At 62.6% G+C, this 19683-nt stretch carries 24 protein-coding genes and 1 pseudogene; 10 read left to right on the top strand and 15 right to left on the bottom strand.

From position 1 onward, the window contains the following. Nucleotides 1–47: 47 nt before the first annotated feature. A pseudogene (locus tag WBA38_RS08750) lies at nt 48–1214 on the top strand (IS3 family transposase). A 13-nt stretch (nt 1215–1227) separates the two neighbouring features. Here the strand turns inward: WBA38_RS08750 and WBA38_RS08745 are convergent. Next, on the bottom strand, nt 1228–1761 hold the full coding sequence (locus tag WBA38_RS08745) for a glycerophosphodiester phosphodiesterase family protein (RefSeq protein WP_424295722.1): 534 nt from the start codon (nt 1759–1761) through the stop codon (nt 1228–1230). A gap of 185 nt (nt 1762–1946) precedes the next feature. On the opposite strand from WBA38_RS08745, the gene WBA38_RS08740 reads away from it, so the two are divergent. Together WBA38_RS08740 and WBA38_RS08735 are read left to right on the top strand one after the other, a co-directional pair. After that, on the top strand, nt 1947–2288 hold the full coding sequence (locus WBA38_RS08740) for a type II toxin-antitoxin system RelE/ParE family toxin (protein WP_424295724.1): 342 nt from the start codon (nt 1947–1949) through the stop codon (nt 2286–2288). Continuing rightward, the gene (locus WBA38_RS08735) at nt 2285–2581 is read left to right on the top strand and encodes a helix-turn-helix domain-containing protein (RefSeq protein WP_424322496.1); all 297 of its coding nucleotides are present in this window, start codon (nt 2285–2287) and stop codon (nt 2579–2581) included. Before WBA38_RS08740 ends, WBA38_RS08735 begins: the two co-directional genes overlap by 4 nt. A 416-nt stretch (nt 2582–2997) precedes the next feature. Here the strand turns inward: WBA38_RS08735 and WBA38_RS08730 are convergent, their stop codons facing one another. Next, entirely contained in the window at nt 2998–3162 is a 165-nt protein-coding gene (locus WBA38_RS08730; RefSeq protein ID WP_346076562.1) for a hypothetical protein, read from the bottom strand. A gap of 45 nt (nt 3163–3207) precedes the next feature. Further along, complete coding sequence (locus WBA38_RS08725; protein WP_346076560.1) at nt 3208–3597, bottom strand: metalloregulator ArsR/SmtB family transcription factor; 390 nt, start codon at nt 3595–3597, stop codon at nt 3208–3210. Nucleotides 3598–3670: 73 nt separating this feature from the next. On the opposite strand from WBA38_RS08725, the gene WBA38_RS08720 reads away from it, so the two are divergent. Further along, nucleotides 3671–5029: an MFS transporter gene (locus WBA38_RS08720; RefSeq protein WP_346076559.1), complete on the top strand. Its 1359-nt coding sequence runs from the start codon at nt 3671–3673 to the stop codon at nt 5027–5029. Between the two features lie 31 nt (nt 5030–5060). Here WBA38_RS08720 and WBA38_RS08715 read toward each other — a convergent pair whose 3' ends face one another. From WBA38_RS08715 to WBA38_RS08695, 5 genes are all read right to left on the bottom strand, one after another. Then, on the bottom strand, nt 5061–6212 hold the full coding sequence (locus tag WBA38_RS08715) for a hypothetical protein (protein WP_346076557.1): 1152 nt from the start codon (nt 6210–6212) through the stop codon (nt 5061–5063). Nucleotides 6213–6571: 359 nt separating this feature from the next. Next, nucleotides 6572–6904, bottom strand: a complete 333-nt coding sequence (locus tag WBA38_RS08710) for a helix-turn-helix transcriptional regulator (RefSeq protein ID WP_346076555.1) — start codon at nt 6902–6904, stop codon at nt 6572–6574. Continuing rightward, entirely contained in the window at nt 6901–8007 is a 1107-nt protein-coding gene (locus WBA38_RS08705; protein WP_424322502.1) for a tyrosine-type recombinase/integrase, read from the bottom strand. Before WBA38_RS08705 ends, WBA38_RS08710 begins: the two co-directional genes overlap by 4 nt. Nucleotides 8008–8560: 553 nt before the next feature. Beyond that, on the bottom strand, nt 8561–8926 hold the full coding sequence (locus tag WBA38_RS08700) for a GNAT family N-acetyltransferase (protein WP_424322495.1): 366 nt from the start codon (nt 8924–8926) through the stop codon (nt 8561–8563). Next, nucleotides 8927–9166 carry a hypothetical protein gene (locus WBA38_RS08695; protein ID WP_424322494.1) on the bottom strand — a complete coding sequence of 80 codons (240 nt, stop codon included), beginning with the start codon at nt 9164–9166 and terminating at the stop codon, nt 8927–8929. A gap of 273 nt (nt 9167–9439) precedes the next feature. Here WBA38_RS08695 and WBA38_RS08690 point away from each other — a divergent pair, with 273 nt between their 5' ends. Next, complete coding sequence (locus WBA38_RS08690) at nt 9440–9871, top strand: nitroreductase family deazaflavin-dependent oxidoreductase (protein WP_424322493.1); 432 nt, start codon at nt 9440–9442, stop codon at nt 9869–9871. A gap of 201 nt (nt 9872–10072) precedes the next feature. On the opposite strand, the gene WBA38_RS08685 is transcribed toward WBA38_RS08690, so the two are convergent. Then, the gene (locus WBA38_RS08685) at nt 10073–10282 is read right to left on the bottom strand and encodes a CsbD family protein (protein WP_424322492.1); all 210 of its coding nucleotides are present in this window, start codon (nt 10280–10282) and stop codon (nt 10073–10075) included. Nucleotides 10283–10787: 505 nt separating this feature from the next. On the opposite strand from WBA38_RS08685, the gene WBA38_RS08680 reads away from it, so the two are divergent. Beyond that, complete coding sequence (locus WBA38_RS08680) at nt 10788–11549, top strand: SigB/SigF/SigG family RNA polymerase sigma factor (protein ID WP_424322491.1); 762 nt, start codon at nt 10788–10790, stop codon at nt 11547–11549. Between the two features lie 81 nt (nt 11550–11630). Here WBA38_RS08680 and WBA38_RS08675 read toward each other — a convergent pair whose 3' ends face one another. The 5 genes from WBA38_RS08675 to WBA38_RS08655 form a co-directional block, all read right to left on the bottom strand. Then, nucleotides 11631–12167 (bottom strand): Dps family protein, encoded by a 537-nt coding sequence (locus WBA38_RS08675; RefSeq protein WP_424322490.1) that lies wholly within the window; start codon nt 12165–12167, stop codon nt 11631–11633. Between the two features lie 61 nt (nt 12168–12228). Further along, entirely contained in the window at nt 12229–12501 is a 273-nt protein-coding gene (locus tag WBA38_RS08670) for a hypothetical protein (RefSeq protein ID WP_424322489.1), read from the bottom strand. 43 nt (nt 12502–12544) lie between these two features. Beyond that, nucleotides 12545–12916: a hypothetical protein gene (locus tag WBA38_RS08665; protein WP_424322488.1), complete on the bottom strand. Its 372-nt coding sequence runs from the start codon at nt 12914–12916 to the stop codon at nt 12545–12547. A 207-nt stretch (nt 12917–13123) separates the two neighbouring features. Beyond that, complete coding sequence (locus WBA38_RS08660) at nt 13124–13330, bottom strand: CDGSH iron-sulfur domain-containing protein (RefSeq protein WP_424322487.1); 207 nt, start codon at nt 13328–13330, stop codon at nt 13124–13126. Then, nucleotides 13320–14042 (bottom strand): HemK2/MTQ2 family protein methyltransferase, encoded by a 723-nt coding sequence (locus WBA38_RS08655; protein WP_424322486.1) that lies wholly within the window; start codon nt 14040–14042, stop codon nt 13320–13322. Before WBA38_RS08655 ends, WBA38_RS08660 begins: the two co-directional genes overlap by 11 nt. Before the next feature lie 198 nt (nt 14043–14240). Between WBA38_RS08655 and WBA38_RS08650 the strand changes: the two genes are divergently transcribed. The 4 genes from WBA38_RS08650 (at nt 14241) to WBA38_RS08635 (ending at nt 18447) form a co-directional block, all read left to right on the top strand. Then, complete coding sequence (locus tag WBA38_RS08650; protein WP_424322485.1) at nt 14241–15260, top strand: iron-containing redox enzyme family protein; 1020 nt, start codon at nt 14241–14243, stop codon at nt 15258–15260. A gap of 108 nt (nt 15261–15368) precedes the next feature. Then, entirely contained in the window at nt 15369–15842 is a 474-nt protein-coding gene (locus WBA38_RS08645; protein ID WP_424295952.1) for a hemerythrin domain-containing protein, read from the top strand. A gap of 72 nt (nt 15843–15914) precedes the next feature. Then, nucleotides 15915–16856 (top strand): oxidoreductase, encoded by a 942-nt coding sequence (locus WBA38_RS08640; protein ID WP_424322484.1) that lies wholly within the window; start codon nt 15915–15917, stop codon nt 16854–16856. Between the two features lie 82 nt (nt 16857–16938). Then, nucleotides 16939–18447 carry a protein adenylyltransferase SelO gene (locus WBA38_RS08635; RefSeq protein ID WP_424295948.1) on the top strand — a complete coding sequence of 503 codons (1509 nt, stop codon included), beginning with the start codon at nt 16939–16941 and terminating at the stop codon, nt 18445–18447. A gap of 36 nt (nt 18448–18483) precedes the next feature. Here the strand turns inward: WBA38_RS08635 and WBA38_RS08630 are convergent, their stop codons facing one another. Beyond that, a complete protein-coding gene (locus tag WBA38_RS08630) occupies nt 18484–19440 on the bottom strand; it encodes a lipase family protein (RefSeq protein ID WP_424322483.1) in 957 nt (318 codons plus the stop codon). Nucleotides 19441–19683: the final 243 nt, after the last annotated feature.

The raw sequence follows: 19683 nt of genomic DNA, 5'->3' as shown, positions 1-19683 counted from the left end.
ACATCTGATCTGTGGTGCCGTGAGGCGCCGCTGGAAGGATGTTCCCCATGCCCAAGCCTTATCCCCGAGAGTTCCGTGACGACGTCGTGCGTGTGGCCCGCAATCGCGAGTCGGGCCAGCAGCTCAAGCAGATCGCCGCCGACTTCGGGATCAGCGAATCCTGCCTGGCGAACTGGCTCAAGCAAGCCGATGTCGAAGACGGCATCAAGCCCGGCACGACCGCCGCCGAGAACGCCGAGCTTCGTGAGGCCCGGAAGCGGATCCGCCTGCTCGAGCAGGAGAACGAGGTCTTGCGACGAGCCGCGGCCTATCTGTCGCAAGCAAACCTGCCGGGAAAATGATCTACCCGCTCGTCCGCGAGTTGGCCGAAGACGGGATCCCCGTCGCGGTGACGTGCCGGGTCCTCAAGCTCGCTCGCCAGCCCTACTACCGGTGGCTGGCCGAGCCTGTGGCCGCTGGCGAACTCGCTGAGGCGTACCGGGCCAACGCGTTGTTCGACGCCCACCGCGACGATCGGAGAGTTCGGCTACCGGTTCCTCGTCGACGAAGCGACAAGCGGTGGTGAGCGGATGTGCGAGCGCACCGCATGGCGGATTTGCCGAGATAATGCCTGGTGGTCGGTGTTCGGGAAGAAACGTGGGAAGAACGGCAAGAAACCCGGCCCGCCCGTCCACGACGACCTTGTCGAGCGTGATTTTACTGCTGGGTCGCCGAACCAGCTGTGGCTGACCGACATCACGGAGCATCCGACCGCAGAGGGAAAGTTGTATCTGTGCGCGATCAAGGACGTCTACTCCGGTCGCATCGTGGGTTACTCGATCGACTCGCGGATGAAGTCTGCGCTCGCGGTGAACGCCCTGGCCAGCGCCGTGGCCCGGCGCGGCGACGTGGCTGGCTGCATCGTCCACAGCGACAGGGGATCGCAATTCCGATCCCGAAAGTTCGTGCACGAGTTGAGCCGCCACGGACTGGTCGGATCGATGGGCCAAGTCGGGGCGGCTGGTGACAATGCCGCGATGGAATCGTTCTTCGCGTTGCTGCAGAAGAACGTCCTCAACCGAAGGCCGTGGGCCACTCGGGAGCAACTGCGGATCGCGATCGTCACGTGGATCGAACGGACCTACCATCGTCGCCGGCGTCAGCCTCGCCTTGGCCGGTTGACCCCAGTCGAGTACGAGGCCATTATGGCCACACCAGCCGCTCAGGCTGCTTGACCAAGTCTGTCACCTATTCGTGCAGCAGTCCCATTTTGGTTTCGATATTGAAGCGAACCTTGTTGCCTTTGTATTCGCTGACGATTCGGAACAGTTGTGGCAGGGTCGCGATCTTGTTGCCTGTGACCGGTTTAGCATCGGGGAACTTCGCCAGAGTCTTGTCGCATGTCAGGGTTTGGATTTGCGCGAACGTGAGGTCGTGGATCGTCTTCCCGACGTAGGGGAACTGCTTGTCACCGGGCTTGGCGGGTGCGGTGTCGGTGCATTTGTCGTCTTGGACGGTGGGATCGTGCCAGATCAGTGGCACGTTGTCTTTGGTGAGGACGATGTCGAGTTCGAGTGTGGTGACACCCAACTCGATTGAACGGGCAAACCCATACAGCGATTCTTCGGTGTGCTCGCCGCGGCCACCGCGGTGCGACTGCAAATCGAATGGCGTGGTTGTCGCGGCCTGAACTGGTACCGACACACTGGCGCTCGCTGCGACGACGGCGATAGTGGCGGCCACGGTGGCCAGACGGCGGGTGACCTTGCTACGCAGATACACACGGCGGACGGTAGTTGTCGCAGATGAACTGGCGATGTTGTGTGATGGTCCGGTGTGAGTATGTCGGGTGGCAGGTCGCTGCGTTTGGCTACCTCGGACCGATGCGAACTTGGTTGGTGGCGGCTTCGACTATTTTCATGTCACATACCGTTGACGCTATATAGTGAAGTCGCTATACTATGCGCATGGGTGGGGATCCGACGCCGTGGGATATCGACCTGAGTGACGAGGTTCGAGGCTGGCTCGAGGGCCTCGGTGGCAAAGGTCGCGCCCAGGCGTTCAGGGCTTTCGATTATCTTGCGGCAGAAGGTCCGGGTCTGTGGATGCCGCATAGTCGCAAGCTTCATGATCGGTTGTGGGAGCTGCGGTTCCGGTGTGAGCAGGTTAATCAGAGAATCACTTACACAGTCGAACCCGAGCGTCGTGTGATCACGTTGACGGTATTTCGCAAGCAGCGCGACAATGAACGAAAAGAAGTTCGCAGAGCCCGCGGGGTGCTGCGTCGGACACTGGAGGGGGACCGATGACTAGCTATTCCGATTACAAGGATCAATACCTGGCGAGCCTCGACGTCGAGGCGCGCCGCGTCCATGATCAGGTGTATGAGGCTGCGGGCGTCGCGATGGAACTGGCTGGCATCGCATACCAGGCGCGCCAAGGCGCTGGCCTCACCCAAAAGCAACTCGCGGAACGGATGGGGACTACGCAGAGTTCGATTGCCGCAGTCGAAAATGGTGCGCGCACGCCGACAGTTAACTTCCTTGACCGTCTGGCTCGAGCTTGCGATGCGCGGCTGACCGTCCGCATTGATGCGGCCTGAGAGCTAACGGCAAATTCCGTCGATACAACTTGGGCTAGCTCAATCGACTCGGGGCTGAAGCGTCTGAGTGTGTAAGTGGAGGGGATCGTCGATATCTCCGCCGTTTGGCTTACTGGATACCGTGCGTATCACTTTGGTGCGTATTGCCTGGCTCAGGTGTGAGCGGTCCTACTGAGCGATGAGTTCGGCTGCCAGTGTTGTGGCGCGCGTGGCGGTGTTGTCGCGGACGCGTCGCATTCGTTCGATACCTTCGATGCGTCGCTCGGACGGTGCGTCGTGTCCCGGTTGATCAGGGGCCTCGGTGGGCGTCTCGACGACGGCTTGGCGGCCGAGAGTGACTACCCGGGCCAGCAGTTCGGGATCGGTGGGTTTGGGGGTGGATCGCTACTGTCACCGGCGGCTCCTGGTGAAGGTACTCAGCGGTCGCCAGCGGGGTGATTCCCGCGACGCCCGAGGATGATGTCGTTGATGCGGCCTGCCGAGACGTGGATAGCCTCGGCGAGACCGCTGGGAAGCCCGCATTCGGGCAGGTAGTCCTTGGCGAGGGTTTTGCCGGGATGTATTGGTGCGAAGTCGGCCATGGAGTCCTCCAATTCAGTTCACCGGCAATCGACGATTTTCGCGTTTCAGCCCGCTCGACCGCGTCCAGTACTGATCGATGTGCTGTGCCGGTGGTCGGGCAGCGCGTTGGCTTGGTGGTCCGCGGCGCTGAACACTTCGGTGAGCAGTTCCTGGAGGTGGAGGTCTCGGAGGCTGTAGACGCTGCGTCGTCCGTCTTTGCGCGATTGGACGAGTCCTGCGAGTTTGAGTTTGGCGAGGTGCTGGGAGACCGCGGGCCGCGCGGCTTGGAGATCCTCAGTCAGCGCGGCCACGTCGTATTCGCGTTGCCCGAGGAGCCAGAGGATTCGCATCCGTGTGGGGTCGGCGAGCATCCGGAGCAGGACCGAGGCGGCGTCGATGACGTCGTCGGACGGTCCTTGTGCGCCCCAACCTCTAATCTCATCGTGTGCGTACATGAGCACCAGTATGTCATAGTGGGCCTGTTCGCGTCCGGGTCTGGTCGGCGTGGCGGGTTAGGGAGGCAGGGTGATGACGAGATCGTTGTTTGGGGTGCGTGATTACCGGCATCTGTTTGGTGCGCAGGTGGTGGCGTTGGCGGGTAATGGGCTGGCGACGGTCGCGTTGGGACTGTTGGCATTCAAGCTCGCTGGCGCGAATGCGGCGGCAGTGTTGGGGACGGCGTTGACCATCAAGATGGTGGTCTACGTGCTGGTGGCACCGGTTGCGGGGGCATACGCGGGGCGGTTCAATCGGCGTGCGCTGCTGGTGAGTCTGGATGTTGTGCGTGCCGCAGTGGTGGTGGCGCTGCCGTTCGCTGATCAGGTCTGGCATGTGTACGTGTTGGTGGCGTTGATGCAGTCGGCATCGGCCGCATTTACCCCGACGTTCCAGGCTGCGTTGCCTGATGTTCTGCCCGATGAGGAGCAGTACACGCGCGCTCTGTCGTACTCTCAGCTCGCCTCGACGATGGAGACTTTGTTGAGTCCGCTGCTGGCGGCGCTGTTGATCAGCGTGATCGACTTCCATTGGCTGTTCGCTGGAACGGCGGCGGGGTTCCTCGGGTCGGCGGCGTTGGTGGTGTCCAGTCGGGTTCCCAACGCTGTCGTTGTCGGCGGCTACCGGGTTCGCGATCGCGTGTTGTCGGGGGCGAGGGTGTTCCTTTCGACCCCGCGTCTGCGCGGTTTGATGGGCCTGAATCTGTCTGTGGCCGGGGCTGGGTCGATCGTGATGGTCAATACGGTCAACCTCGTGCAGGACACGCTGGGCCGCCCGGCCGCTGATGTGGCGTGGTTGTTGACCGCCAACGGGCTCGGGGTGTTGGTGATCGCATTCGCTGTGCCTATGCTGTTCGCTCGGTTCGGTGACCGTGTGGTGATGCTCACCGGTGCCGCGGTCCTGTTTGGCGCTGCGGTGTGCGTGGTGGCGTTCACATTCACCAGCGGCGGCCAGTGGCAGTGGCCTGCACTACTAGTGTTGTGGGCGGTCATCGGAGCCGGTAGTGGCGCGATCTTGACGCCGACGGGCAATGTGCTGCGCCGGTCGAGCGCGCCGCAGGATCGGCCCGCGGTGTTTGCCGCGCAGTTTTCCCTGTCGCACGCCTGCTGGCTCCTTGCGTATCCGATCGCCGGGTGGGGTGCCACTGTGGCCGGCTACTCGGTGACGTGGATGATCCTAGCTGGGCTGGCCGGGACTGGCGCGTGTGCAGCGCTGTGGTGCTGGCCTGCTCGGGAGCCTGCGGCGCTCGAGCACGTGCACCCGGCCGACATCACCGATGTCGATCACGTTCGTGGTGCCGCGGCGACTGCGGCAGGATATGTCCACACTCACACGTTCGTCATCGACGACCTGCACCGAGAGTGGCCGCACCAGCATCGTTCGGCCGCCTGACTGGTGCACAGGCGGTCAGCCTCCGACTGGGTCAGCGGATTCGTCGGCCCGCGTAGCGCGCCCATGTCTCGCCGGAGCGTTCGGCGTGATGGAATGCGACCTGGTGGCTGTAGCCGAGAGCGTCGGCAACGATCGGGGGCGGGCACTCGAGGACGAGGTCGTCGAGTGCGCTGTTACGGGCACCGAGGTTGCTCATGCCGATCAGGCGCAGGCGGTGCATGATCGTGTCCGGATGCAGGTGATCTCCGGCGTGTGTGCCGGGGAACAGCCAGGGGTTGCCGCACCCGCTGGTGCGTAAGTTCGTTCGATGGGCAAGCAGGTCACGGACAAATTCAGCGAACGGTTCGGGCACATCGACGGGGTGCTTGCCGAACGTGATCGCCATCGGATTGCCGTCGATGATCGATGATGTCTGCAGTCGGACAATACTTTTCAGCGGCTGCGCATACAGCAGAATCAGAACGCCGGCGACCCTGTAGGGGAGCGTCTCACTCTCGCCGGTGAGTAGTTCGCTGATCCAGGCGATCCGCTGCTCTTGGGTCAAAGACGGTGCCGTCTTCGCCGCCCGGTGACCGAGCTGCACGGCGGTGTTGAGCCTGTCTCGTTTGCACACGACCAGGAACGTACGAATGGCGTACCGCGTCGTTGGTCCTGCAGCCACCCACTGGTCGACGTCGCGTTGCGTACAGGTTTCAATCGTCCGTCTGTAGGTGGACCACAGCCAGCTCAGGAACTTGACGGTCTCGGTGATTTCTTGTTTGGCCGACCGCACTGACGGCTGGGTGTCGCCGCCGGCGTCGGCGATCGCGCGAATCCGCCGCAGATGGTGCCACGTCGCGAAGTGACGTGCGGGCCTGGCGACCTCGGCAGGCAGGTCGATGAGCTTGTCCTCGATCCACTGTTCGAAGCGTGGCAGCCACCGATCTCGGGGCGGTAGTAGGCCGTGGTACTCCATCACATGCCGCAGATGCTCAGCCGCCCGACTGGGCAGGGTGTCCAAGCCTTCGTGCGTCGCGGCGATGGCGCCGGTCCCTAGCCCGTGCAGCAGTTCCTGAACTTTCGGAGATCGCTTCCAGATCATCGTCGACTCGGGCCGTTTGGCGGCACAGAGGGCGTCGACCAGGCCAATGAGGACCGGGTCGGACGGCAGCCCGCCCATGATCTCGTGCAGGTCGTCGCGCACAGCGCAGCGAGCGCATATAGTGCCGCGGTGGTGACCGGACTCCTCGCCACAACGGCTACACCGAAAGTCGTCGACGATTCCCGCACACGGCCCGCACACCGGTGTGCCGTCGAGGAGAGGTGGGCCCGGTAGAAGCCGTTCGACACTGCATACCGGGCATGTCCCGTGGGTGTGGATCGCGGTGAACCAGCAGGTGAAGCAGATTCTGCCTTCGGGCCAGTGCGCCTGCGTCCGCGTGGTCGACCTGCCGCAGCGGTCGCAGACCCACGCGCCACTGGTCAGTCGCGGTCGGCCGCGTACCGGCCGATAGGGGACTAGGCCGTCAGGTTTCATCCTGTACTCACCTCACTGCGTGGCTGTTACTCGTCGAGAATGTTCGCCCGCCGCGGACGCACCGCGCGGTCCAACCGCACGACGTTCGGGCCGGCGTTGGCGGCTCGGTGGTGCTCGCGAGCATTGACGGCGGTGACTGTGAGAAGCGCGTCGGGACCGCACCCGAAGATGTCACACAATGCCGACATCACCTGCAACGACACCCGCTCAGGTCGCTGGTTGACCAGCCGATAGACCTGAGGGCGGGACAATGTGATGTCGCGTTCGGCAAGCAAGGGGATCAAGTCCGTGGTCGTGTTCATTCCGCGCGCAGCCATCAACTCCGCCAGCCGCCACGTGTAATCGACCTTGCGCTTCATTCGGGAGTGCCCTTCCTCGTGCTGTCCAATGCCTGTGTCAGCGTCCGGTCCAACACCGATCTCAACGTCGACCGCCGAAACTCGTCCGAGGTGAACTGATAGATCCCCGTCGTCGAGGCGTACTCGTGTCCCATCTGGTCCTGCACAAACCGGGGATCCCAACCATCCTCGAGTAGATGTGTGGCGTACGACCGCCGAAACGAATGCAGATCCACTCCGTCAGGGATACCGAGATCAACGCAGTAGCGGCGTACACGACGTAGAAGCGTCGACCCCACCACCAGGCCGCCTCGTTCGCTGGAGAACAGATCAAGGCTGTCGGGATCGCCTCGGCCGTTGGCAATCCAGTCCTCGATGATCGGAGGCGTCCACCGCCACACGGTCAACACCGATCGAGGTTTCGGCGGTGATCCGCGGAACGCCTTGCCGTAGCGGACCTTGCACACCCCGAACTTTCCGAACTCGTGAGCGTGGGGATTGCGGGCGAAGTCCACCAGTTGCAGGTGAGTAAGCTCGTTGAACCGCAGGCCGTACGCGTACGTGACCTTCATCATCGTGGCGTCCCGGTAGGCCGCCTGCCAGCCCTTCTTGCTTGTCGCACCGATCCGAGCGACTTCGTCGTCCGCGTATTCGAACAGGGACTGAAGCTCGTCCTTGGTGTAGGGGCGCTTGCTCGGGCGCCCGTCGTACTCTAGGACGTGGCTCGCGGTGTTCCACGCGGAGAAGACCTGGGCCGGGTACACGCCGAACAGTTGCTCACAGACGCGGTCCCATCCGTAGTCGGGGGTGCTGATGTACGAGCAGAATGCCCGCAGTGAGCTGTGGTAGCCGCGCAACGTCGAGTGCGTCACGTGACGAATCGACCGAAGGTCGGCGGAGAATTCCTCAACCGCCGCCGGTGTCCAGTTCCATGGTTCCTCGTTCGAGTGCTCGATGAACCTCTGGACGCAGCGCACTCGCCGATCGATCGTCGAGAACTGCAGATTCCTGGACAACTGCTGGTTCCGCCACCCGTCGAGCATCAGCTCGACGACCCGTTCCTCGGGCCGCAGAAGCGGCACAGATTCGACCAGATGCACTCGGCCAGCCTCATCGATCTGCATCGAAACCTCCGCCAGGATATGTCTCATCTGATGATTCAATGATGCATCCAATGAGACGACAGGTCAATACCCACAGGTCAATCGAGTGCCGCAATCAACCAGACAAGCGAACGGCGTGGCTGTCACTCATCCAAACCGCTACCAGCGTATGGAATGCACGGGTGTGTATGTGCAGGTCGCGGCGCTATAAGATGGAAGATGGTCCTCCTGGGGCGGGGGTCAGGAATGATTCATCTGTTGCAATACGCAGGGTTCTAGTTGACATAATGTATCTTATCGGCTCGATTTGGGTAATCTGGCGACCTGGGGCTATTCGTGTGGGTGAAACTGTTGGTCGAATTGCCAAACTGTAGTTTGGTGCCCGTGATTTGCCAGTTCCCGTGCGGACGGATGCAACTTCGGCGGCCCGGATATCCACAACGGGCCGATCGGAATGGTCGTCGAGTTCAATTGAGTCACCGGGTGGTGTTTGCGCTCGCGCTGGCGACCAATCGGCGCCCCACTCTTGAGCTTGCGTCGCGGTAGCGCAGTTACTCGCCTCCGCCTAATAACGTCACAGTGACGTATCGGTGATACTGGGATTGACACTGCGATGCATGCAGGTTCGAGGCCATGCGTCCAACCCTGCTTCGACTTCGCTTTGTCGAATGCGCTTGAGTCCCGGAGTCTGTTGAGCGAGGTAGCTGAATCCCAGGCGCTCGTAGTACGGGCCGTTCCAAGGAACCTCACGATAGGTTGTCAGCGTTAGTACCGGAAGATTCTGTTGACAGGCCCAATCGGAACAGGCTTCGATCAGGGATCGACCAATCCGATGGCCACGGAATTTTGGATCGACAGAGACTTGTTCGACATGTCCGCAACCGTCGACGACGTCGGCAATTAAGTAGCCCACGACCGTTTGGGTGTTGTCGACGGCCACTCACGAGCGACAGGCCACCAGGTATTCGCGCAGACTCTCCGGCGGGATGGGGTCGTCGCCCGCGACGAGGTCCATACCGAGGTCTTTGAATGCTGATCCAGCGGCGATCTCAATCGTCTGGGTGGATATTTCCTCGACCAAGCTGCTGGGATTCGGTGTCGGTGCCTTCTCTGCAGTAATGCCGCAAGCAATCCTCGCGGTGACTCCGCCCGACCAGACTGCAGCCTCGATGATCGTCAATCAGGTCGTGCGTTCCGTTGGATTCCCCGTTGGCAGCGCTGTTAGCCGCCTGATCCTGGCTGCGCACACCGCAGTGGGTGCCTTCGCTCCCGCAGAGTCGGGCTACTCCACCGCAGCATGGACTGCAGGTAGCCAAATGTGGCCGCACAGATCGATGCTACCCGCGGGAATTATCGAGCAAACAAGATGGTTCTAGACCGCAAAGGGCTGTCGCGTTCGCTTGGTTGACGTCGCCGTGACGCAGACAGCAAGTGAGAACCCTAGGAGAGAACGATGAGTGCACCGCAGGACTGGAACTCTCAGATTGTTAACGAATTCCGGGCAAATGACGGCCGAGTCGGCGGCAATTTCGAAGGTGCCCCAATGGTTTTGGTCCATCATCAGGGTCGCAAAAGCGGCAAGCAGAATGTCTCCCCGATGATGTATTTGGCCGATGAAAGCGATCCTTCCACCGTCTACGTGTTTGCGTCGAAAGGCGGCGCGCCGTCCAATCCCGGTTGGTACTACAACCTGACGACCGCGGGTAAAGCCACCATCGAGATCGGAACCGAAACCCACGAGGTGACAGTCACCGAGATCACCGGCGATTCCCGCGACCGAATCATTGCCGAACAGGCGCGGCGCTACCCAGGTTTCGCCGATTACGAGAAGAAGACTGACGGCATTCGGACGATCCCAGTGCTCGCGCTCAGCTATGAGCGGTAGGCAATTTTCGGGTTAACTGCCCCGCGGCCGTTGAGACGGCCCGATGCCGCAGCAGCCCTCCCCTACCTCCAGTGGCCGCCGTCGGTTTCGCGAAGACATGCGTCCGATCGGCTTACCGTCGAGGTATCGGCCGCCTGAGTGGTGGTGTTGGCCCCGAAATGCCCGTCGCTCGCTATGAGCGACGGGCATCTCGGCATCGCGTCAGTGTCCTGTCAATTTCTTCTTGACGGATTCGGCGCCTTCCTTTACTTTGTCGGCGGCCTCGGAGATCTTCTGCTTGGCGGTGGCTTCACTTCGGTCGGCCTGCCCGTCGCGCTTTAGATTGTCGTCGTTGGTGGCTGCGCCAGCGGCTTCCTTAGCTCGCCCCTTCAGTTCCTCGGCTTTATTCTGGGCGCTGTCGGAAAAGCTCATTGGTTCCTCCCGGTATGAATTCGGTTTGAATCTTGTCTGCTTGGTTGGCGCGGCGAACAGTGTGCAAGGCGGCGCGGTGATTCGTTTATCGAGAAGGCCCGTTTTCGGTTTCTGCTCCGCGTCACCGACGCCGATTGAGTCACTGCCTGGGGAATCGGATCATGATCTACCGCCTGTCCGGCAGGCGATCACGATCGCCCGTAGTCCCTGCGTCGTGTAACCGGCCAATTTTGGGGTACCCAGTTTCAGTGCAATGAAACATCGAGCGAGCCGTCCCCTGACCGCGTAGCCAATGCCAAGCATCGGGATCCTGGCCATAAGGAACCTCGAAGAATTCGTGCTCGAAGTTCTGGCAGGGCGTAGCCTTGGGGAACTCAGTTCAACCACGAACCGAGTTCGATGCCCCGAGGATGCGTATAACGCATGGGCCTTCATATCACCGCACAGCTGGGACGACGAGTACGTACCCGCTCCTAGGGCGGTCGGCGGTAGAAGGAGTTCGAAGATGGACGATAACGAATACGGCTACGTAGGCGACCTACTTGCAGAGCGGGCCGAGTTAGCGGCTGAACAACCAGTTCGCCGGGACGCCCTCCGCACCGAGGCAATAGTTGCGTGTATGCCACTGGCTAAGCACATCGCGCAACGCTACTCGGGACGAGGTGAGAGCCATGAAGAACTACTCCAGGTGGCCTGTCTGGGACTTGTCCAGGCGGTCGATAGGTTCGACCCGTTGCGGGGCTCGGCGTTTCTCTCGTTTGCCGTGCCAACCATCACGGGCGAGCTTCGCAAGCATTTCCGAGACCGCACGACCACGGTGCGGACACCGCGCCGAGCTAAGGAATTGGCTTTGCGACTCGGTAACGCGGAAGAGCAACTGACGCAATGCCTTGGCAGGTCCCCTTCCCGAGCAGAGCTCGCGGCAGATCTTGGCGTGGACGTCCGTGAGATCGACGAGGCGCGCCTCGTAGGGGCGGCATCAACGACCGTGCCGCTGGATGCTCCAGCGCGAGGGTACGACGACACGGCCACGATTGATCTGCTCGGTCGAGAAGACCCCGGATTCGATCTGGTTGAGGACACCCTCGAGCTCAATCCCGCCCTCGCGACTTTGCCCACCCGCGAACGTCGTATTCTGGCGCTCCGCTACTTTGAAGACCTGTCGCAGAGCGCCATCGCGAAGCGGACAGGAATGTCGCAGATGCATGTTTCGCGCCTACTCCGGCAGTCGATAGCACAACTGAAGTGCCAACTGGTCTCGGCCTGATCGGACGCCGCTGCGTGCGTCGCTGCGACGAGAACGGCCGGGCCGGCGCTAGCCGGGCCGGCCGTTCCAACGACATCGCGATCAGCGAACCGCCGCTGCGGCACCCGCCTCGGTGGACTCCGACGAGTGCGGGAGGTGACCGCGTGGATCTTCTAGGTGAGCCCTCAGGAACCACTGGAACTGTTCGAGGTCGCCTGTCTGACCGATCAAAATGTCCTCCGTGACCGGGTCGATCTTTCCTGCGGTGTCGATCGTGGCGCGGTGGGAAGCGATGACGCCGTCGTACACGATGTCGAGAGCCGCCAAATGGGCCTCGACCGTGTCTCGGCCCAGGCTGTAGTCATCCCAGGTCCGGTCCCGCTCGATGGCGCTCGGTGTACCGGACGGTGCCCCACCGAGTGCGGCGATGCGTTCTGCGAGAACGTCGGCGAAGCCTCGCACCGTCTCGACCTGGGGATCGATCATCTGGTGGACACCGATGAAATTGGGCCCCACGACGTTCCAATGGACGTGCTTAAGCGTCAAGTGGAGGTCGTTCAGTGCGCTGAGTCGGATCTGTAGCAGTTCGATCAATCGGTCCGCGTCGTGCTGTTCGATGATTGTCCTGTGGGTGGGCATGCTTGGCTCCTTCGTGTAGTGCGGCCACTTGCGGTGCGCGTGGGTCTACGCAGCGACTCGATCAGGCGTCGCGGTGCGTGAGAGAAGTCGGCGACGGGGCGACGACCGCCCCGTGGGATCGATCGTCGGCCGTGCCCGGATCCGAGGGTTCGCGTCGATTCGGACCGGTGCGGGCCGCTGAGGTCAGGCCAGCGGGATCGGTGTGAAAGGTGACCTCGCCGGTGTCGGTGTCGACTCGCGCCGTAAGCGGTACGGCGAGGATTGAGCCGTCGGCGACGAGTACGGTCATGCGTGACTGATCGATCTTGATCTCGCTCGAATCGATGTGTGCCATGAAGTCCTCCTGAGACATTGTCGTTCCACACGGGTGGTGCAGGTCATCGCAGCAGGTCGGGACGGCCGTGGTTACGTTCGTAGGTCACGGCCTCTTCCTCGGTGACCTCAGGGATGAGGGGATCGTGCTGAGGTCGGTCGTGGGCTGGATGTCTTGTCAGCGTGACGCGAACGGCCGCGATGAATCCCAGGCCGATCACGCTGCACGCTATGGTCGCGACAACCCAAGGGGTCAATGCTGAGTCGAACGCGGCTGCGGCCAGGGTGATGCCGACCAAGGCCACCGCAGCCAACAGGAAACCGTAGCCCACCAGGCCAGCGATCTTGAGCCGGCGCAGGCTGTGCTCGGCTGCGTGCGCGTGGACCGGGTCGTGTGGAACCGAGTCGCCGGATCCGGGTGTCTGATCGGTGCTCATGACGGACTCCCCGGCGGTATGGAGATGAGGTGCGCGGCGTCATTAGCGCTTCCGCAGATGTCAGATGTGGCCATGAGGGCCCTCCCTTCTGCTCCGTTAGGTTCGTTGACAGGTCAAACTCGAATCGATGCTTCTGCACCACGACTAGTCGGGTACCCGACGGCATACTTATGAAACAATGCGCTGCTGAAGGGCGTTTTCTTCAAGTCAGTCGCGTCGACGCCGTAGAATTCGACGATGGCTGGCGTCGCACAGCGGCGGCGTAGTGCTAAATCCGCAGGCGCAAATCGCGACCTGAAAACGGTCGCAATGAAGTGTCGTTCCGTCCGATCGTTCGACGTCCACGGGACCTTCCACGAGGATCGGCCCTTTCGCAACAACGCGCACTCGTCTCGCTCCGTTCTTAGCGCTCATGACGCCCACCTCGCTGACTGTCCGCGGTGCGGTCGGCGCGAATGACCACGATGGACTCAAGGTCGGTCGTCGGATCGAGAAGGCCGGCGTCTACGAGCTCTTTTCGGCGCGACCGCAGAACTGGACCGAAGGCGATCGCGCGCTCACGAACCACACCCGCACGCAAGCCAGCAGCGCGCAGAGCCGTGACCGTCTGATCGCCGCCGGCGAGCGCGGACTGCACGATGAAGGCGGCACCCCGATCGGCGAGTAGGCCGGGGATCAGCGCGCACACCACGTCGAGCACATCCCGTCCATCGGGACCCGCATTCCAAGCGTGATTCGGTCCGGGAGCCGACAATTCAGTTCCCGGTGGCGTGGGGACATAAGGAGGATTGCAAGTGATCAGGTCAAAGGTCTGGCCCGCGATGTCTGCGAGGTCGGCACAGACGACGTCCAATATGACTCCGGCAGTGGCGGCGGCCTGACTAGTGGCGGCGATCGCCCGGGGGCAAGAATCGACGGCGGTAACAGCGGCTCCGCCGAGTGCCGCGCTTACCGCAACCGCACCCGAACCGGAGCACAGATCCACTGTCCGCGCGCCACGCAGGTCGATGTCGCGGAGTGCGTCAATCAGCAGAGATGTGTCGTCCTGCGGACGGTAGACCAGCCCGTTGCGGTCCTCGTCGACGGGATCGGCGGAACGGTGTGGGGCCAGCGTGGACTTTTCCATAATCGGGGCCTCCTGCCCTCGGTACGAGACGGCGACGATCGTGCGCCTCTCGCGTGGTGCTGTCACGGATTACCCAAACGGGCGTGCATCAAACCTCAGTGCCGTCGCCCGCGGCAGGAGTCCCGCGGTCGGCGGATGTTTGAGTTGGTGCGAGGCGGGGTATTCGGAGCCCTAACTGAGGAAAGCTAGGTGAAGTAGGTGTCCCCACAACAAGTCGCCTCGTTGCGCGTAGCGCAGGCAAGGCTGCCCGCCCCGCGTGGACCGGTGTCCGAGCGCCTGATCGACGTGATCCGCGCGAAGTCCGGCAGCGCGCTGACTCGGGTTGAAGTCCCCGATGATCTCGACCCTTGGGGCGAGGACGCTCAACTGTCGTTGACCTTGTGCCAGGAGTTGCACTACCGCGGATGGTCGGACGCCGGCCGGGACTGCGAATGGGATCCGGTGGTGATTGACGTACGTATCCGCATCGAAGATCTGTTCCTTGCGGCCATCAAAGGTCAGATCTCGCCGCCGTTGTCTGAGGCTGGCACCGCCGACGCCGAGCTTGGGGAACTGGCCCGCATGGTGCCGACGGGTGCTTCCGACCAACTTGCACGACACGGCACCGAAGATGAGTTTCGCGACTACTTCACGGCCCGGTCGATTTATCACTTGAAGGAGGCGGACCCGCACGCTTGGGCGATTCCCCGGCTGCGAGGTGCATCGAAGGCTGCGTTCGTCGCGGTCGAATTCGACGAGTACGGCGCAGGTCGTGCCGACCGCGTCCATCAGGAACTGTTTGGCGACCTCTTGTTATCAATGCAACTCGACGACAGCTACCTCGGCTACCTGGATGTCGCGCCGGCTGAGGTCCTAGCACCGGTAAACCTGATGTCGTGCTTTGGGCTTCGCCGGTCGCTACGTGGTGCGACCATCGGTCATTTCGCTGCCACCGAGATGACCTCTCCCCTCGGCTCGGCCCGCTTGGTAGCTGGCTTGGAGCGCATCGGCGCACCAGAGGAGGCCCGGCATTTCTACCGTGAGCACGTCGAGGCCGACGCAGTCCACGAGCAAGTGATGCGCGACCAGGTCGTCGCGCCACTGGTGGCCGACGAACCGTGGCTTGAGGCGGATGTGTTGTTCGGCATCGGTGCCCTTCAAGTGGTCGAAGAACGGCTCGATGCTGCCTTCCTTGATGCCTGGGGGGCGGGTAGATCTGTGATGGGACCGCAGCGGTGATTTCGACGGTGTTGTCACCGTCGCTGGACACGTGTTTCGCGAACCCGATTGGCTTAGAGTCGAGGTATCGCCAGGTGTGACTGTCCGTCGATGTCGAGAGGTTTCGCCATGTGTCAATACTGCGGTTGCCGCGATATGCCACTGCTCCGCGATTACACGGCCGAGCACGAAGAGGCGGTCAACCTCGCCGGCGATGCGGTTCGAGCGCTCGACGCCGGAGATCACCGCCGTGCCGCGGAACTTGCCGCTGAGCTGGCGGCGGTACTGCAGTCGCATTGGCACGGTGAGGAAGACGGGCTCTTTGCACAGCTCCTCATTAGTGGAGACGAGTTCGCACCGTACATCGATCCACTGGTCGTTGAGCATCGCGAACTCGACGATTTTCTACGCTCGATGGACCTGGCCGAATCGGCCGATCAGAAACGGTTTCGCCAAGAAGTGTTCGACCTCCATGAGCACATCGCCAAGGAAGAGGATGCCTTGTTCCCCGCGTCGGTAACCACGCTCGACGGGCACCAGTGGGACGCCGCGATGACCGCCTGGCGAAACGCTCATCCGGGTCGTGACCTGCTCAAATCTTGACCCCTCCCCTCCTGTAGCGTGATCATGCCGAACCGCGGAGGTCGCACTCACCTCAATGACAGGAGACGCCGAGTGGCTCGCAGACGCGATCGTGCGCGCTGGACGCTCGCCGACGCACCCGACCAGACGGGGCGCGTCGCAATCGTGACCGGAGCCAACTCGGGCATCGGATTCGAAACGGCGCGGGGACTCGCGCGACTCGGAGCGACGGTCATCATGGCCTGCCGCACGGCGAGTACCGCCAATGCTGCTCGCGAGGAGATCCTCGACGAATTGCCCGATGCCGACATCGTCGTCGTGCCGCTCGATCTCGCAGATCCGGAGTCAATCCGACGTTGCGCCGACGGTATCAACGCCGCAAACTCGACTATTGACATCATCGTGGCGAATGCCGGTTACATCCCGACCGAAGTGATCACGAACGCCGATGGGCTCGAACAGTGCTTCGCGGCAATCGTCCTCGGGCACTATGCCCTAATCGGACGGCTCAGTGACAGCCTGCTCCGAGCTCCGGCCGCGCGGGTGGTGACCGTCGGTAGCCTCGCCCATCGCTCGAGGACCATCCATCCCGAAAACCTCGGACTCGGCACCACACGCAGGCCAATGCAGGCATACGCCGAAGCCAAATTCGCTCAGCTGATTTTTGCGGCCGAACTCGATCGCCGATTCACCGCAATCGGGTCGGCGGCCATCTCACTCGCCGCGCACCCCGGGGCCGCGCGGACAGGCGTCATGCGCGAACGAAATACCTTCGTCCAGCGTGCGTACCACAGCAAACTGACCTGGCCGCTGCTGCGCCTGTTCGTCAACGACGCCGCGACCGGAGCCCTTCCCGCGCTGCGAGCTGCCACCGATCCAGCAGCCGTGGGCTCAGAGTACTTCGGCCCGTCAGGTCCGTTCCAGTTCACAGGGTCCCCGGTGTTGGTCACCGGCAGCGACGCTGTCCACGACGCGGTCGTTGGTCAACACCTATGGGCACTTGCCGAGAAACGCACCGGTATCGCCTACCCGTAACAGTCGCGGACGTCAACGACGTTCGACGCGACCCCACACACGGCCACACGGGTATTAAGAAAAACTGACTACCCTGGGACGTGTGACCGCCGAAGCAAACTCCCCCACCCAAACCAGCACCGCGATCGTCGGTTTTGAGAACTCATTCGCCGAGGCGCTCGCACCGATGACGGTGTCGTGGCAAGGCGCGGAGGTCCCCGACCCAAAGCTTCTCGTGCTGAATCAGCATCTCGCGGAAGCACTCGAGTTGGACGCTTCGATCTTGCGCACCGACGACGGCATCGCACTCCTTTCCGGTGCTGCGAGCCCCGCCGATGCGACGCCCGTGGCGACCGCCTACGCAGGTCACCAGTTCGGTGGCTACGCGCCCATCCTCGGTGACGGGCGGGCCCTGCTGCTTGGCGAACTCATCGACGTCGACGGCAATCGGGTGGATCTGCAGTTGAAGGGCTCCGGGCGTACACCGTTTTCGCGGGGTGGTGACGGCTTCGCTGTTGTTGGTCCAATGCTGCGCGAGTACCTTGTGAGCGAAGCGATGAATGCGCTCGGTATCCCCACCACCAGATCGCTGTCGGTTGTGGCCACCGGGCGCAACGTCCAGCGGAGCGGCGCCGAACCGGGAGCGGTGCTGGCGCGAGTCGCTGCCAGCCACCTGCGGGTCGGAACGTTCGAACTTGCCGCACGCCATCGGGATCTGCTGCAGCCCCTCGCCGACTATGCGATCAATCGGCACTACCCCGAGCTCACCAGCTTGGCGGAGACCGGTACAGACAATCGGTACCTGGCATTCCTGGAGGCGGTCGTCGAGCGGCAGGCGGCACTGGTGGCGCAGTGGATGCTCGTCGGATTTGTCCACGGCGTGATGAACACCGACAACACCACCATTTCCGGGGAGACCATCGACTATGGGCCCTGTGCCTTCATCGATGCCTACGACCCCGATGCCTTGTTCAGTTCCATCGACCACGGTGGCCGATACCGACTTGGGAACCAGCCAAGCGTGTTGAAGTGGAACTTGGCACGATTTGCCGAGTCGATCCTGACGCTGTTGTCCCCCGACCCCGATACGGCAATCGCAGCAGCGACCGCCACGCTCAACACCTTCGACGAACTCTACGATGCGCGTCTCACCGCTGGGTTGGCCGCCAAACTTGGCGTTGCTGACATCGCCTTTGACCGCGCTCTCCTCGACGACTTGCTGACCCTGATGCACGACCACCGCGCTGATTGGACGGGGACCTTCCGTGCACTGGCCGACGAGCTCCGCGGTAACCCCGACTCTCTTGACGTCTTGATCCCTCGGGAAGCGACTAGGTCGTGGGTGAGCCGATGGCGGGCAGCGCTGGGTAGCTGTGCTTTGGACGAGCAGCAGACCGCCGCGCGAATGGACGGAGTTAACCCCGCATACATTCCGCGAAATCACCTGCTCGATGAGGCGCTCCGAGCTGCCACTGACGGCGACCTGGCTCCGTTCCTACGCCTACTCGACGCGGTCACCCATCCCTTTGTCAGCCGCCCGGAATGGATCGATCTCGTGGATCCGGCGCCGGATTCCTTCAGTGCGGGCTTCCAGACCTTCTGCGGCACGTGACGAGCGTGGCGGGGCGACACCACCGGCAATTGCGGTTTACTTCAGCGCCCGCTTGACGAAGGTCGCCGCAGCCGCTTCCGCCGCGTACACGGAACCGATGTGGTCGGCGTCGACCACGCGGAAGTCGGGGTGGGTGCCCGCCAAGTTGAGGTCCGCGACCAGCTTGAGCGTCAACGGGATCGGTACCACCAGGTCCTTGGCTCCTTGTACCAGCATGATTGGCTTTGTGTACCCGGTCGTGGGGATCCCGAGATAGTCCCGCAGCGCGTTGATGACCACGGGGTCGGCGAGCGAGCGGGAAAGCATTTCCGCGACTGAATGCCCGGCTGAGAGCTTCGCGAACTCGGCGTACGACATCCGCGGTGCGGCGTCGACGAGTCGTCGACCCAACGGCGTCAAATAGGCATTCACGTCGAGGTCGCGCCGGGAATCGCGCAGACCGGCGATGGCGAAAGTCATGAAATTCGTCAAACCTGCGAAGATCCCTGCCGGCGGAAACCAGGGTCCGCCGAGTGGTGCGAGCGTCTCGATGTTCGACGGCACTCCCTGCGCGACGGCACCACGGTAGTCCAGTTCCGGTGCGTAATTGTCAACCAGGTTGGCGGTGCACATCGCCGCTTGCCCACCTTGAGAAAGCCCCACGACCACCCAGCGGTCCGCGAGCGCGTTGGAGAGATTATGTGCGGCCCGGACCGAATCAATGACCGTTCGAGCGACCACTCGACAATTCAAGTACGGGGCGATGCCGGGCGAACCCATGCCGATATAGTCCGGGGCGGCCACCGCGTAGCCGCGCTTGAGCCAGCCATCCACGTAGGCACTGGTTGCGGGGTGTTCACCGGTGCGCGACGGTGCGTCGAAGTCGGAGTCGCCTACCGTGCCGTGAGCCCACACCACCACGGGCCAACCGCCCGTGGGCGGCGTTCCTGCAGGCTGATACAATACCCCCGTGCTCGGGGTGAGCCCGTGCGGCCCCTTCGTTTGATACGTCATTTTTTGAGCGCTGGCCGCGGACGGCAACGACAAGTTTGCTAGTAAAGGCGAGCTTTCCAGGAGGGTCCCGGGGGCGGCAGGCTTCGCGTGGGCTGACGGACTCAAAGCGGGGAACGCGATAGTCGGAACCGCCAGAGCAAGACTCGCCGCGAGAATGGACAGAACGCGGGCGCCACTTCGTGGATTCATGGCAGAAATCTAGTTCATCGTCGCGATCCGGTGCGACGTTTAGCGAGCTTTGCC

Source organism: Gordonia sp. (in: high G+C Gram-positive bacteria), from assembly GCF_049647785.1.
Taxonomy (GTDB): Bacteria; Actinomycetota; Actinomycetes; order Mycobacteriales; family Mycobacteriaceae; genus Gordonia.
The sequence above is the reverse complement of the archived record's forward strand: the minus strand, read 5'-3'. Positions and strand labels throughout refer to the sequence as shown.